The organism is Pseudarthrobacter sp. Hb11 (assembly GCF_059383655.1).
This window is the reverse complement of record NZ_JBWZCM010000012.1, coordinates 77580-91781: the sequence shown is the minus strand read 5'-3', so window position 1 is coordinate 91781 and position 14202 is coordinate 77580. Positions and strand designations below refer to the sequence as shown.

The window sequence follows — 14202 nt, the reverse complement described above, 5'->3', positions numbered from 1 at the left end:
CCGACCCCCTTAGGTGGGGGACAGCGCCGTCGTCCGCTAAATCCTTTGTCAGATCTTGCGGGAGAGGATGGCCTGCTTGACCTCTTGGATGGCCTGGGTCACCTGGATGCCACGGGGGCATGCTTCCGAGCAGTTGAAGGTGGTGCGGCAGCGCCACACGCCTTCCTTGTCGTTAAGGATCTCCAGGCGCATGTCGCCGGCGTCATCGCGTGAATCGAAGATGAAGCGGTGCGCGTTGACGATCGCGGCCGGGCCGAAGTACTGGCCGTCGGTCCAGAACACGGGGCAGGAGGACGTGCACGCGGCGCAAAGGATGCACTTGGTGGTGTCATCGAAGCGCTCCCGGTCCTCGGCGGACTGAAGGCGTTCCTTGGTGGGCTCGTGGCCCTTGTTGATGAGGAACGGCATAACCTCGCGGTAGGACTGGAAGAACGGCTCCATGTCCACAATCAGGTCCTTCTCCACCGGCAGGCCCTTGATGGGCTCCACGGTGATGGGCTTGGACGTGTCCAGGTCCTTCAGGAGCGTCTTGCAGGCGAGGCGGTTGCGGCCGTTGATGCGCATGGCGTCGGACCCGCAGACGCCGTGCGCGCAGGAGCGGCGGAAGGAGAGGCTGCCGTCCATTTCCCACTTGACCTTGTGCAGGGCGTCGAGGACACGGTCGGTGCCGTACATGGTGAGGTGGAAGTCATCCCAGGTGGCTTCTTCGGAAACCTCCGGGTTGTACCGGCGGACGCGCATGTGCACATCGAACGTGGGGATTTCGCCGCCACCGCCGACGCCGGCAGGCAGTTCAATCTTTGAGGCTGGCTCAGCGGTTTCAGCGGTCATCTTAGTACTTCCTCACCATCGGCTCGTAGCGGGTAAAGACAACCGGCTTGGTGGCCAGACGGATACCGGCAATTGCCTCTGCTGATCCGTCCGCCGGCGCGTGGTCGTCCTTGTACGCCATGGAGTGCTTCATGAATTTCTCGTCGTTGCGTTCCGGGAAGTCCTCGCGGAAGTGTCCGCCGCGGGATTCTTCGCGGTGCAGGGCTGCCACGGTCATGACCTTGGCCAGTTCCAGCAGGAAGCCCAGCTCAACGGCCTCGAGCAGGTCAAGGTTGAAGCGCTTGCCCTTGTCCTGGACGTTGATGCGCTTGTACCGTTCCTCGAAGGAGGCAATGTCGCGCAGCACCTGGTTCAGGGTGTCCGCGGTGCGGAATACCTGCATGTTGGCGTCCATGGTGTCCTGCAGTTCCTTACGGATTACAGCCACCTTTTCTTCGCCGACGCCGTTGCGGGCAATGTCCAGCAGTTCGGTGGTGTATGCCAGCGGGTTCTCCGGCAGTTCCACAAAATCAGCCGTCTTGGCGTACTCGGCAGCGGCGATGCCGGCACGCTTGCCGAACACGTTGATGTCCAGCAGCGAGTTGGTGCCCAAACGGTTGGACCCGTGAACGGAGACGCACGCAACCTCGCCGGCTGCGTACAGGCCGGGGACCACGGTGTCGTTGTCCTGCAGGACCTCGGTGGTGATGTTGGTGGGAATGCCGCCCATGGCGTAGTGCGCCGTCGGGAAAACGGGAACCGGTTCCGTGTAGGGCTCCACACCAAGGTAGGTGCGGGCGAACTCGGTGATGTCCGGGAGTTTGGCATCGATGTGCGCCGGCTCCAGGTGCGTGAGGTCCAGGAGGACGTAGTCCTTGTTCGGGCCGCAGCCGCGGCCTTCGCGGACTTCGTTTGCCATGGAGCGGGCCACGATGTCCCGGGGCGCCAGGTCCTTGATGGTGGGGGCGTAGCGCTCCATGAAGCGCTCACCTTCCGAGTTGCGGAGGATGGCGCCTTCACCGCGGGCGGCTTCGGAAAGCAGGATCCCCAAACCGGCGAGGCCGGTCGGGTGGAACTGGAAGAACTCCATGTCTTCCAGGGGAATGCCGCGGCGGAACGCGATGCCCATGCCGTCACCGGTGAGGGTGTGGGCGTTGGAGGTGGTCTTGAAGACCTTGCCGGCGCCGCCGGAGGCGAACACCACGGACTTGGCCTGGAACACGTGCAGCTCACCGGATGCGAGGTCGTAGGAAACCACACCGGCAACGCGCTTCTGCTTGTACGGCGTGCCGTCCTCGCGGACTGCGTCCTCTTCGACCGTCAGCAGGTCCAGGACGTAGTACTCGTTGTAGAACTCAACGTTGTGCTTGACGCAGTTTTGGTACAGCGTCTGCAGGATCATGTGGCCGGTACGGTCCGCGGCGTAGCATGCGCGGCGGACGGGAGCCTTGCCGTGGTCGCGGGTGTGCCCGCCGAACCGGCGCTGGTCAATCCGTCCTTCGGGCGTGCGGTTGAACGGCAGGCCCATCTTTTCCAGGTCCAGCACGGCGTCGATGGCCTCTTTGGCCATGACCTCTGCGGCGTCCTGGTCAACCAGGTAGTCGCCGCCCTTGACGGTGTCGAACGTGTGCCACTCCCAGTTGTCTTCCTCGACATTGGCAAGGGCTGCACACATGCCACCCTGCGCCGCACCGGTGTGCGAGCGGGTGGGGTAGAGCTTGGTCAGTACTGCTGTGCGGGCGCGTTGACCGGACTCGATCGCGGCGCGCATGCCAGCGCCACCGGCACCGACGATGACGACGTCGTACTTATGGACCTGCATACCAGACGCTCTTTCTCTCAAAATTCGCTATAAAACAACGGTCGGGCGTTGCCCGCTCCGCAAAACAAGGCCCGCGGTTGTACCCGCGGGCCCGGGATGCTGCCGGTGCTAGGCAGGGCAGAATCCGCCAGGCAGGGGAACGCCGTCAACCACGGGGCACGGGTTGAAGGTGAAGATCACCAGGGTGCCCAGCACGATGATGACGACGGTGGCCGAGTAGAGGACCGTCTTCAGCCAGCGGCGGGTTGAATCCTTTTCGGCGTAGTCGTTGATGATGGTGCGGACGCCGTTGGTGCCGTGCAGCATGGCCAGCCAGAGCATGGTGAGGTCCCAGAACTGCCAGAACGGGTCTGCCCACTTGCCGGCAACAAAGCCGAAGTCGATGGCGTGGATGCCTTCGCCCACCAGGAGGTTCACAAAAAGGTGGCCGAAGATAAGGACTACCAGCACCACGCCGGAAAGCCGCATGAACAGCCAGGCGATCATCTCGAAGTTGCCACGGCTTCCGCCCGTGCGGCGGTACTGGGGGGCGATACGACCGCTGCGCGGGCTCTCGATGGTTGCAGACATGGCTTAGTGACCTCCGAGCGCGAGGGACAGGTGGCGGATGGAGAAGGCGACCATGGTGACCACCCAGAGGCCCAGGACTGCCCAGAGCATCTGGCGCTGGTACTTGGCGCCCTTCTTCCAGAAGTCCACCGCGATGATGCGCAGGCCGTTGAAAGCGTGGAAAACGATGGCGGCAACAAGGCCGGTCTCACCCAGGGCCATCAGGGGGTTCTTGTAGGCACCGATCACCGCGGTGTAGGCCTCCGGAGACACCCGTACCAGGGAGGTGTCCAGGACATGGACCAACAAGAAGAAAAAGATCACTACACCGGTAATCCGGTGTCCTACCCAGGACCACATGCCTTCACGGCCGCGGTACAAGGTGCCAGCTGGTTTTGTCGGCACTGATAAACCTCCCTGCAACACAGCGGCGCTGGCATGGGATCCACGCGGGGGGAACGCCTGCTGCGAGAGCACTCGTAGCTCGGAGCCTAAATCTAGGCTCCGCTAACAGCTTATTCAATTTAGGAACTCCTTGGTGCCCAGTAACGGCACGGAATCCGCCGATTAATGAGACAAACGCCACATTCCCTGCACTCCGGGCGGTATATGTTGCGGCTGGGGGCGCTGGAAGGGGCCCTCTGTATCCAGTCGGCTAAAGTGGGGACTGATGAGTACAGACAAAGTGACAAGCCCGGTTTCACCCCTTGACCGCTTCATTGCGGTGATCCCGGCAGGCGGAGTGGGGACCCGCCTTTGGCCCCTGTCGCGAGCCGCAGCTCCCAAGTTCCTGCACGATCTCACCGGTTCGGGCAGCACGCTGCTGCGCGCCACCTACGACCGGCTGCACCCGCTCGCCGGAAGCAGGGTGCTGGTGGTTACGGGGCAGGCCCACCGTGAAGCGGTGTGCCGGCAGCTTCCGGAAGTCCAGGATTCGGACCTGGTCCTGGAGTCCGAGCCCAAGGATTCCGGCGCGGCAATCGGCCTTGCCGCCGCCATCCTCCACGAGCGTGATCCGGACACCATCATGGGTTCCTTCGCGGCAGACCACGTGATCAGTCCGGACAGCCTCTTCCAGCAGGCCGTCCGGGAGGCCATCCACACTGCCGCCGCCGGCAAGATTGTCACGATCGGCATAAAGCCCACGCACCCCTCCATCGGGTTCGGCTACATCCGGTCCGGCCGGGACCTCCACATCGAGGGTGCCCCCAGTGCCCAGGACGTAGTGGAGTTCGTCGAAAAGCCGAACGAGGAAGTAGCCCAGCAGTACGTGGACAGCGGCAACTACGTCTGGAACGCCGGCATGTTTGTCGCGCCGGTTGCACTGCTGCTCAAACACCTCGAAGCCAACCAGCCCGAGCTGTTCCAGGGCCTGCAGGAAATTGCGCGCGCCTGGGATACCCCCGCCCGCGACGAAGTCACGGCCCGCGTCTGGCCCACCCTGCCCAAAATAGCCATCGACTACGCCGTTGCCGAACCTGCCGCCGAAGCGGGGGACGTCGCCGTCGTGCCCGGCTCCTTCCGCTGGGACGACGTCGGCGACTTTGCTTCCGTGGGCAGGCTCAACAGTGCCAAGGAAGTGGACGACGTCACGGTGCTCGGGGAGGGCGCGCGCGTCTTCACCGAAAACTCCAGCGGTGTGGTGGTCAGCGACACCAAGCGCGTGATCGCCCTCATCGGTATCGAGGACGTTGTCATTGTGGACACTCCGGATGCGCTGCTCGTGACCACCATGGCCAACTCTCAGCGGGTCAAGGCAGCGGTGGACGCGCTCAAGGCCAGCGGGGATACCGACGTCCTCTGAGGCGCCGTTTCTGCCGTCGCGGTTCCCGGATGTAACGCGGGGACCGCAATGGCCCGTATTCCAGCGACCCTCGCTAGAGTGAACCAGTGCGCAATTACACTACGGAAGCCGAGCCCACCGCGCTGGTGGCTCCCTGGCTTGAGCCGCTCCTGCCGGAACTGATCGATTTCCGCCGGGACCTGCATGCGCACCCGGAACTGTCCTTCAAGGAATTCCGTACTACGGACAAGCTGGCCGACAGGCTCGAAGCCGCGGGCCTCAATCCGCGCCGGCTGGACGGCACCGGACTCACCGTGGATGTGGGTGAAGGCCCCATCGCCACCGCACTGCGTGGTGATATTGATGCCCTGCCCATCATCGAGGAAACAGGTCTGCCCTTCGCCTCGAAGAACCATGGCGTCACGCACGCGTGCGGCCACGACGTCCATACCACCACCATGCTGGGCATTGCCCTGGTGCTGCACCGGATGCACCTGGAGGAGCCTCTCGGCGCCACCGTCCGCATCATCTTCCAGCCCGCAGAGGAAACCATGCCCGGCGGGGCCCACTCGTGCATCGAGCAGGGCGTTTTGGACGGCGTCCCCCGGATCCTTGCCCTGCACTGCGATCCGCGCATCGAAGTGGGCAAGATCGGTACCCGCATCGGCGCCATCACCTCTGCCTCGGACACCATCCGGATCGAACTTTCCGGCCGCGGCGGCCACACGTCCCGCCCGCACCTTACCGAGGACCTCGTCTTCGCCCTGGCCCAGATCGCCGTCAATGTTCCCGCCGTCCTGTCCCGGCGCGTGGACGTCCGCAGCGGAGTTTCGGTGGTGTGGGGCCAGATCTCCGCCGGCTCGGCGCCGAACGCAATCCCGGGAACCGGCTATATGGCAGGGACCATGCGCTGCCTGGACCGCGAGGCGTGGCACGCCGCCGGGGAGCTGCTGGATGAGGTGGTCCACCAGGTGGCCGCCCCGTACGGCGTTGACGTGCGCCTCGAGCACACCAGGGGAGTGCCCCCGGTAGTGAACTCCGAGCATGAGACGGCCATCATCGAAGCGTCTGCCCGCGCTGAAATCGGCGAAAGCGCCGTGGTGCTGACGCCGCAGTCCATGGGCGGGGAGGACTTCGCCTGGTTCCTGGCCGAGCTCCCCGGCGCCATGATGCGGCTTGGTACCAAGACCCCCGGCGGCGAGGAGTACGACCTCCACCGCGGCGACTACATCCTGGACGAACGCGCCCTGGGCCTCGGCATCCGGGTCCTCACAGCAGCGGCGCTGCGCACTATCCGCGACCTTTAGGGCCAAGGGCGCGGGGCGCCGTCATACGAGGCTGCGGACTGAAGCCCGGGCTCGCTGCGCCGGGGCAGTCGCTGCGCAATCAGGGCTTTTTCCATCGCACCGTCCCGCAACGTCCAACCCGGCCTGGCCGCAGGCGGGTGTTTTAAGTTGTGCCCAATTGAATTGGGCCCTAGGATGTTCTTATGACTGATGCTCCACGGCTGAACCGCCAGGTGTGCTTTGCGCTCTACTCAGCCTCCCGCGCCGCGACTGCCGTCTACCGGCCTGTCCTTGACGAGCTCGGCCTGACCTATCCCCAGTACCTGGTGATGCTGGTGCTCTGGGAAAACGAGCCGCGCGGCGTGAAGGAACTGGGCGAGGAGCTCGGACTCGACTCCGGCACGCTCTCGCCCCTGCTGAAGCGCCTGGAGTCACTGGGCCTGGTGGAACGCCGCAGGTCGGGCGAGGACGAGCGCCGCGTGGCCATCCACCTGACGGCCGCCGGACGGCAACTCAGCGGAAAAGCCGGCGCCATCCCCAAACGGCTGGCCGAGGCGGCAGGGCTGACGCCCGAGGAGCTCGACCAGCTCCACAACACCCTGGGCCGGCTGACTGCCGCCCTCCATAACAGCCGCTGACAGCATCGGCCCGGAAGTTTTCAGCCTCAGAACAGAACGGATACACCATGAAACCTCTTTACACTGCCGAGGCGCTCGCCTCGGGCGAAGGACGCGACGGCAATGCCCGCTCCAATGACGGCAAGCTGGACGTCACCCTGTCCAGCCCCGTGGAGCTGGGCGGAGACGGGCAGGGAACCAACCCCGAGCAGCTCTTCGCCGCCGGCTATGCAGCCTGCTTCCACTCCGCGCTCCGCCTGGTGGGCCGCAAGGAAAGGGCCGACCTGACAGACTCGGCGGTAGCTGCCAAAGTCCACCTCGGCCAGCTGGACGGGGCCGGCTTCGGTCTTGCCGCGGAACTGGAAATCGCGCTGCCCGCACTGGACTTGGCCACGGCAGAGGCACTGGTTGCCAAGGCGCACCAGATCTGCCCGTACTCCAACGCCACTCGGGGAAACATCACCGTGGACATCAGGATCATGGAGTTCGCCGCGTGAGCCTTGGAACCCTCCCTGCCACCACCCGCGAAATCCAACTGGCCTCCCGCCCGGTGGGGCGCCCCGTGGCGGGAAACTTCCGGCTTGCCGAATCGCCGCTGACCGCGCTGCGGGACGGCCAGATCCTGGTCCGGAACCTCTACATGTCCGTGGACCCCTACATGCGCGGACGCATGAACGACGTCAAGTCATACTCCGCGCCGTTCGCCCTGGACAGAGCGCTCGACGGGGGCGCCGTGGGTGAGGTGATCGCGTCCCGATCCCCGGAGCACCAGGAGGGCGAGGTTGTAGTGCACAGCCTCGGCTGGCGCGAGTACGCAGTAGTGGACGGCCGCGCTGCCCAGCCTGCCCGCACCGATCTCGCCCCCGCGTCCGCGTTCCTCGGCGCCCTGGGCATGACCGGGCTTACCGCATATGCCGGACTGCTAAAGGTGGCCGGGTTTAAAACCGGCGACGCCGTGTTCGTCTCCGGTGCCGCAGGGGCAGTGGGTTCGTTGGTGGGCCAGATCGCCAAGGCGATGGGTGCCTCCCGCGTGATCGGATCGGCAGGTTCACCCGCCAAGGTGGCCCGGCTTCTTGAGCTCGGCTTTGACGCCGCCTTCGACTACCACGACGGTCCCGTGCGCGGGCAGTTGGAGGAAGCGGCCGGTGCCGGCGGTATCGACGTCTACTTCGACAACGTGGGTGGCGAGCACCTCGAGGCAGCGCTGGCCACCCTCAATGTCGGCGGCCGGGTGGCGATGTGCGGAGCCATTGCGCAGTACAACTCGACGGAGCCGACGCCTGCACCGCACAACCTGATGCTGGCCATCGGCAAGCAACTCACCCTGAAAGGTTTCCTGGTGGGCGGCCAGCGGCAGCACGCCGCCGAATTTGCCTCGACAATGGCAGGGTGGCTGGCTGACGGCACCGTGCAGTACGACGAAACAATCGTTGACGGGCTCGAGAACGCCCCGCAGGCCTTTATGGACCTGCTTGACGGAGCCAACACCGGCAAGATGCTGGTCCGCCTCCAGCCTGGGCAGTAACCAGCCGGACCAGTACGGGCACCGCCGTCCGGACGCGGCACCCGTACTGGTTGGTAACAACTTGTAAACAATCTCCGGGAACAAGTCCCGCTGTGCTATTAGGACGTGGTGCAGGCCACTAAGGTAGGTGGCATCAGTGCGCTCCGGCGCAGTGCTGCGGACCTCAGTGAAAACAGAATTTCAGTGCAGAAACGGACACTCATTGAATTCCAGCCGTAGCGCCACTCTCTTCATCCTGGAGGAAAATTGAAGACATCACTGCGTGCACAATTCAAGCGCGGTTCAATGGCCGGCCTGGCTACCGTCAGCGCTTCGGCCCTTCTGTTGACCGCCTGCGGCGCAGCGCCCGAAGCCGGAAACACTTCGACCGCCGGGGCCACCGACTACACCGGCTGCATCGTTTCCGACTCCGGTGGATTCGACGACCAGTCCTTCAACCAGTCCTCCTATGAGGGCTTGAAAAAGGCTGAAGCCGACCTCGGCATCAAGGTCAACCAAGTGGAGTCCAAGACCAACAACGACTTTGAGCCCAACCTGCGCGCCATGGTCACCGCAGGCTGCAACCTGACCGTCACCGTTGGCTTCCTCCTGGGCGACGCCACCAAGGCACAGGCAACGGCCAACCCGGACAGCCACTTCGCCATCATCGACTTCGGCTACGAAACACCCATCAGCAACGTCAAGCCGATCATCTACGACACAGCCCAGGCTGCCTTCCTCGCCGGCTACCTCGCCGCAGGAACCACCAAGACCGGAACCGTAGCCACCTTCGGCGGCATCAAGATTCCCACCGTCACCATCTTTATGGACGGCTACGCGGACGGCGTGAAGTACTACAACGAGCAAAAGGGCAAGAACGTCAAGCTCCTTGGCTGGAACAAGGCCGCCCAGGACGGCAGCTTCACGGGCGACTTCGAAAAGCAGGACGTGGGCAAGCAGCTGACCCAGAACTTCCTGGACCAGGGCGCCGACATCGTGATGCCCGTGGCCGGCCCGGTGGGCAAAGGTGCCGGTGCCGCGCTGAGCGAAGCCAAGGACGCCGGCAAGGACGTCAAGCTGATCTGGGTCGACTCCGACGGCTACCTCACGGCCCCTGACTACAAGGACATCATGCTGTCCTCCGTCATGAAGCAGATGGGCGACGCCGTGGAGGCCGTGGTCAAGGAGGACAAGGAAGGTAAGTTCAGCAACACCCCGTACGTCGGCACCCTGGCCAACGAAGGCGTGCAGCTGGCCCCGTTCCACGATCTCGAGTCCCAGGTCCCTGCGGAGCTGAAGACCGAACTTGAGCAGATCAAGAAGGACATCGTTGACGGCAAGCTGAAGGTGGAGTCCGCCGCCAGCCCCAAGGCCTGACCCGCATCTGAAGCGCCACCCCCGGTTGGTCAATGACTGGCCGGGCGGTGGCGCTTTTTGCTGTGGGCTTCCTCTTTCGGGCCACCGCCCGCTCATCCCAGGACTGCACCCACTAGGCTGGTGCTGCAGCCACATATCCCGTCCGGTCGATCACTGGACGCTTCGAGATTGGTCAGAGTTTTGAAACTTGAACTCAGAGGGATCACTAAACGCTTCGGAACCCTGCTCGCCAACGACCACATCGACGTGGTGGTTGAGCCCGGACAGATACATTGTCTGCTCGGCGAGAACGGGGCCGGAAAATCGACCCTGATGAATGTGCTGTACGGCCTCTACGAGCCGTCCGGGGGCGAAATCCTCGTGGACGACAAAGCGGTGGCCTTCCGCGGACCAGGCGATGCGATGGCGGCCGGGATCGGGATGGTGCACCAGCACTTCATGCTTGTCCCCGTCTTCACGGTGGCTGAGAACGTGGCGCTCGGTGCAGAACCCACCAAGGCCGCCGGTTTCCTCAACCTGGAAGAGACGCGCCGCCGGATCAAGGAAATCTCCGACCAGTACGGCTTCGACGTCGATCCGGACGCCCTCGTGGAGGACCTGCCCGTGGGCGTCCAGCAGCGCGTCGAAATCATCAAAGCGCTGGTCCGCAACGCCAAGGTCCTGATCCTCGACGAACCCACCGCGGTCCTGACACCCCAGGAAACCGACGAACTGCTGGACATCATGCGCCAGCTCAAGGCCGGCGGCACGTCCATTGTCTTCATCTCGCACAAGCTGCGCGAAGTAAAGGAAGTTTCGGACACCATCACCGTGATCAGGCGCGGCAAGGTGGTGGGCACTGCAGACCCCGCTGCCCCAACAGCGGAACTCGCCTCGATGATGGTGGGCCGCGCCGTCAGCCTGACCCTCGACAAAGCACCCGCGGAGCCGAAGGAGAAAACCTTCGAAGTCCGGGACCTCACAGTCATCGCTTCCAACGGCCAGCACGTGGTGGACGGGCTCAGCCTCGACATCGCCCGCGGCGAGATCCTCGCCGTGGCAGGCGTCCAGGGCAACGGGCAGACCGAGCTCACCGAAGCAATCCTTGGCCTCCAGGACCGGGTTTCCGGCTCCATCAGGCTCGACGGCAAGGAACTGCTGGGCCGGTCCGTCAAGGAAGTCCTGCACGCCGGCGTCGGGTTTGTTCCGGAAGACCGCAAGGTGGACGGTCTGGTGGGCACGTTCTCGGTGGCCGAGAACCTGGTCCTGGACCTTTACGACAAGCCTCCCTTCGCGAAGGGCATCAGCATGAGCCCGGCGAAGATCCTGGAGAACGCCAAGGCCCGCATCGGCGAATTCGACGTCCGGACGCCCTCCGCCGCAGCCGCCGCAGGTACGTTGTCCGGCGGCAACCAGCAGAAAGTGGTCATGGCGCGCGAACTCTCCCGCCCGCTGCGCCTGTTCATCGCCTCCCAGCCAACCCGCGGCGTGGACGTGGGCTCCATCGAGTTCCTGCACCGCAGGATCGTGGCGGAACGGGACCAGGGCACTCCGGTGATGATCATCTCCACCGAGCTGGACGAGGTGATGGAACTGGCAGACCGCATTGCGGTGATTTACAAGGGCAAGCTGGTGGGCGTTGTTCCGGGCGGCACCAGCCGTGACGTCCTGGGCCTGATGATGGCGGGCATCCCGCCGGAGGAACACGGGCACACCACAGGGCAGGCGCCCGCCGCTGCCGCAGCCTCCACTTCCGACGCCGAAGGAGGCGACCATGTCTGACAAGCATCCACCCAAGCACGCAGCCGAAGAGGGCGGCAGCAAAGCGCACCGACCCGCCCCCGCTCCGGAGGAGACAGCCGCCGTCGTATCCGTTGATACTGCCGGCGGCGCCATGGAACCGTCGGCGGTTCCGGCCACTGCCCAAAGCGGGCAGCTCCCGGGCGGCCCCGACACCCGGCTCCGCAAAATCTTTACCGGGAGCGGCATGGTCTCGGTCCTGGCCGTCCTGCTGGCGCTCATCATAGGCGGCCTCCTGATCGCGAGCACGGACAAGCAGGTGGCCACGACCTCCACCTACATTTTCGCCCGCCCCACCGATTTCCTGACGGCTGTGTGGAACGCCGTCACCCGCTCCTATATCGCCCTGTTCCAGGGTTCGGTCTTCAACCCCCGGGGCAACAGCGTCGCGGCCCAGTTCGCACCGTTTATGGAAACGCTCACCATTGCCACGCCGCTCATCACAGCAGGCCTGGGCGTGGCACTTGCCTTCCGCGCGGGACTGTTCAACATCGGCGCGCAGGGGCAGATCATCGTGGCCGGCATCCTTGCCGCCTGGGTGGGCTTCGCCCTCCACCTGCCCCTGGGACTGCACCTGCTGCTGGTCCTGGTGGCCGGCATCATTGGCGGTGCCTTCTGGGGCGGCCTTGTGGGGCTGCTCAAAGCCCGGACGGGCGCCCATGAAGTCATCCTCACCATCATGTTCAACTACATCGCGCTGTACTTCCTGCGGTACCTGCTGAACACGCCGGCCTTCCAGCGGCCGGGAGAGACGAACCCCATTTCGCCCATCCTGGACCCCACCGCCGTGTACCCGCAGATTTTCGGCACGCAGTACCGGCTGCACCTGGGCTTCCTCCTGGCAATCGCGGCCACCGTCCTGGTGTGGTGGCTCCTGAACCGATCCACCGTGGGCTTTGAGTTCCGTGCCGTGGGCGCCAACCCCAAGGCTGCCCAGACCGCAGGCATCAATGTTTCCCGCTCCACCATCCTGGTGATGGCCATCGCCGGTGGCCTGGCGGGTATGTCGGGCGTCGCCCAGGTGGCCGGCACGGAGAAAGTCCTCACGGATGGCGTGGCGGCCACCTATGGATTCGACGCGATCACCGTCGCCCTCCTGGGACGTTCGACGCCGTGGGGCACTTTCGCTGCCGGCCTGCTGTTCGGCGCCTTCCGCGCCGGAGCCGTCCAGATGCAGATCCAGACCGGAACCCCGATCGACATCGTCCTGGTGGTCCAGTCCCTGATCGTCCTCTTTATTGCGGCCCCGCCGCTGGTCCGGGCCGTTTTTGGCCTGAACCCCCGCCGCAAGAAGCCGGCCCGTGCGGCCAAGTCCCGCCAGGCAGCCACAACCGGAGGTGCAGCATGAGCACAAAACTATCGGCGCCCCGCCCCGGAAACCCACAGCAGGGTGACACCTCCAAAGACACCGGCTCCGCCGCCGTCTCCGCCAAGCCGGTGACCTGGCGGACGCCTGTCCTGCTCACCGTCTTCGGTCTGATCGCCCTGGTCTTCTTCGGTTTGCTGGCACCCAACCAGACCGCCAGTTTCGGCATCTCCACGGGCGAAGACTTTTTCCAGCTGCCGGCCCTCGCCGTGAACGCGTTCGTGGGCGGCATCGTGTTGTCCGTACTCCTGCTGGGGCTCGCAGCCTATGCGGTGTACCTGAAAACCAAGGACCGGCCGGCTCCCGGGTGGCTGACAGTTACCTTCATCGTCCTGTTCGTGGCCGCCTTCCTCATCTGGGTGGTGGGCGGCGCCCGCACCCCGAGCATCTCGCTGGCCGGACTGATCGCCGGGTCCGTCACCCTCGCCGTCCCGCTCGTGTTCGGCTCGTTGTCCGGCGTCCTGTGTGAGCGCGTGGGCGTGGTCAACATCGCCATCGAGGGCCAGCTCCTGGGCGGCGCCTTCACCGCCGCCATCGTTGCCAGCATGACGCAAAACCCCTTCATCGGGCTGTTGGCCGCCGCAGTGGCCGGGGCCGTGGTGTCCATGGTGCTGGCGGTGTTCAGCATCAAATACCTGGTCAACCAGATCATCGTGGGTGTTGTCCTGAACGTCCTGGTCTCAGGTGTTACCGGCTTCCTCTTCAGTACGGTCATGCAGGCGGACAGCGACCAGTTCAATTCACCTCCCGGCCTCGACATCATCGAGATCCCCGTCCTGTCCAGCATCCCCATCATCGGGCCCATCCTGTTCCGCCAGTCCCTGGTGGGATATCTGATGTACATCGCGGTCCTGGTGGTCTGGGTAGGCCTCTTCAAGACCCGGTGGGGCCTGCGCGTACGCGCCGTGGGCGAGCACCCCCAGGCGGCCGACACCCTGGGCATCAACGTGAACGCCACCCGGTTCTGGAACGTCACCCTGGGCGGCGCCGTCGCCGGCATTGGCGGGTCCTTCTTCACCCTCGTGGCGATCGACAGCTTCACCAAGGAAATCTCCGGCGGCCGCGGCTTCATTGCGCTCGCTGCCCTGATCTTTGGCCGGTGGAACCCCATTGGCGCATTCTTCGCCGCGCTGCTGTTCGGGTTCGCTGACAACCTGCAAAGCATCGTGACCATTATCGGCACCCCCGTGCCCAGCCAATTCATGGCGATGCTGCCCTACCTGGTGACGGTTCTCGCCGTGGCCGGACTGGTGGGCAAGTCCAGAGGGCCGGCAGCCAGCGGCATCCCGTATGTCAAGGGCTGACGGGC

General features: G+C 64.7%; 13 protein-coding genes. 9 read left to right on the top strand and 4 right to left on the bottom strand.

All coding sequences use genetic code 11. From position 1 onward, the window contains the following. Positions 1–48: 48 nt before the first annotated feature. From AC50X7_RS15380 to sdhC, 4 genes are all read right to left on the bottom strand, one after another. Positions 49–831 carry a succinate dehydrogenase iron-sulfur subunit gene (locus AC50X7_RS15380; RefSeq protein WP_307095984.1) on the bottom strand — a complete coding sequence of 261 codons (783 nt, stop codon included), beginning with the start codon at positions 829–831 and terminating at the stop codon, positions 49–51. Position 832: 1 nt separating this feature from the next. Next, positions 833–2632: a succinate dehydrogenase flavoprotein subunit gene (sdhA, locus tag AC50X7_RS15375; protein WP_494979812.1), complete on the bottom strand. Its 1800-nt coding sequence runs from the start codon at positions 2630–2632 to the stop codon at positions 833–835. Positions 2633–2740: 108 nt separating this feature from the next. Beyond that, positions 2741–3202, bottom strand: coding sequence for a succinate dehydrogenase hydrophobic membrane anchor subunit (locus AC50X7_RS15370; RefSeq protein WP_104043020.1), 462 nt, complete (start codon positions 3200–3202; stop codon positions 2741–2743). Between the two features lie 3 nt (positions 3203–3205). After that, the gene (gene sdhC / locus AC50X7_RS15365; RefSeq protein WP_015936418.1) at positions 3206–3586 is read right to left on the bottom strand and encodes a succinate dehydrogenase, cytochrome b556 subunit; all 381 of its coding nucleotides are present in this window, start codon (positions 3584–3586) and stop codon (positions 3206–3208) included. A 265-nt stretch (positions 3587–3851) separates the two neighbouring features. On the opposite strand from sdhC, the gene AC50X7_RS15360 reads away from it, so the two are divergent. The 9 genes from AC50X7_RS15360 to AC50X7_RS15320 all read left to right on the top strand — a co-directional run bounded on the left by AC50X7_RS15360 (position 3852) and on the right by AC50X7_RS15320 (position 14197). Continuing rightward, positions 3852–4985 (top strand): mannose-1-phosphate guanylyltransferase, encoded by a 1134-nt coding sequence (locus AC50X7_RS15360; protein WP_494979811.1) that lies wholly within the window; start codon positions 3852–3854, stop codon positions 4983–4985. An 86-nt stretch (positions 4986–5071) separates the two neighbouring features. Further along, on the top strand, positions 5072–6271 hold the full coding sequence (locus tag AC50X7_RS15355) for an amidohydrolase (protein ID WP_494979810.1): 1200 nt from the start codon (positions 5072–5074) through the stop codon (positions 6269–6271). A gap of 182 nt (positions 6272–6453) precedes the next feature. Then, positions 6454–6888, top strand: a complete 435-nt coding sequence (locus AC50X7_RS15350; protein WP_494979809.1) for a MarR family winged helix-turn-helix transcriptional regulator — start codon at positions 6454–6456, stop codon at positions 6886–6888. Between the two features lie 47 nt (positions 6889–6935). Beyond that, positions 6936–7364, top strand: a complete 429-nt coding sequence (locus AC50X7_RS15345; protein WP_494979808.1) for an organic hydroperoxide resistance protein — start codon at positions 6936–6938, stop codon at positions 7362–7364. Continuing rightward, positions 7361–8392 carry an NADP-dependent oxidoreductase gene (locus AC50X7_RS15340; RefSeq protein WP_494979807.1) on the top strand — a complete coding sequence of 344 codons (1032 nt, stop codon included), beginning with the start codon at positions 7361–7363 and terminating at the stop codon, positions 8390–8392. Before AC50X7_RS15345 ends, AC50X7_RS15340 begins: the two co-directional genes overlap by 4 nt. A gap of 246 nt (positions 8393–8638) precedes the next feature. Beyond that, positions 8639–9748, top strand: a complete 1110-nt coding sequence (locus tag AC50X7_RS15335; RefSeq protein ID WP_494979806.1) for a BMP family lipoprotein — start codon at positions 8639–8641, stop codon at positions 9746–9748. A gap of 180 nt (positions 9749–9928) precedes the next feature. Beyond that, positions 9929–11509, top strand: a complete 1581-nt coding sequence (locus tag AC50X7_RS15330; RefSeq protein WP_494979805.1) for an ABC transporter ATP-binding protein — start codon at positions 9929–9931, stop codon at positions 11507–11509. Beyond that, entirely contained in the window at positions 11502–12875 is a 1374-nt protein-coding gene (locus tag AC50X7_RS15325) for an ABC transporter permease (protein ID WP_494979804.1), read from the top strand. Before AC50X7_RS15330 ends, AC50X7_RS15325 begins: the two co-directional genes overlap by 8 nt. Further along, on the top strand, positions 12872–14197 hold the full coding sequence (locus AC50X7_RS15320) for an ABC transporter permease (protein WP_494979803.1): 1326 nt from the start codon (positions 12872–12874) through the stop codon (positions 14195–14197). Before AC50X7_RS15325 ends, AC50X7_RS15320 begins: the two co-directional genes overlap by 4 nt. The last annotated feature ends 5 nt before the right edge of the window (positions 14198–14202 follow it).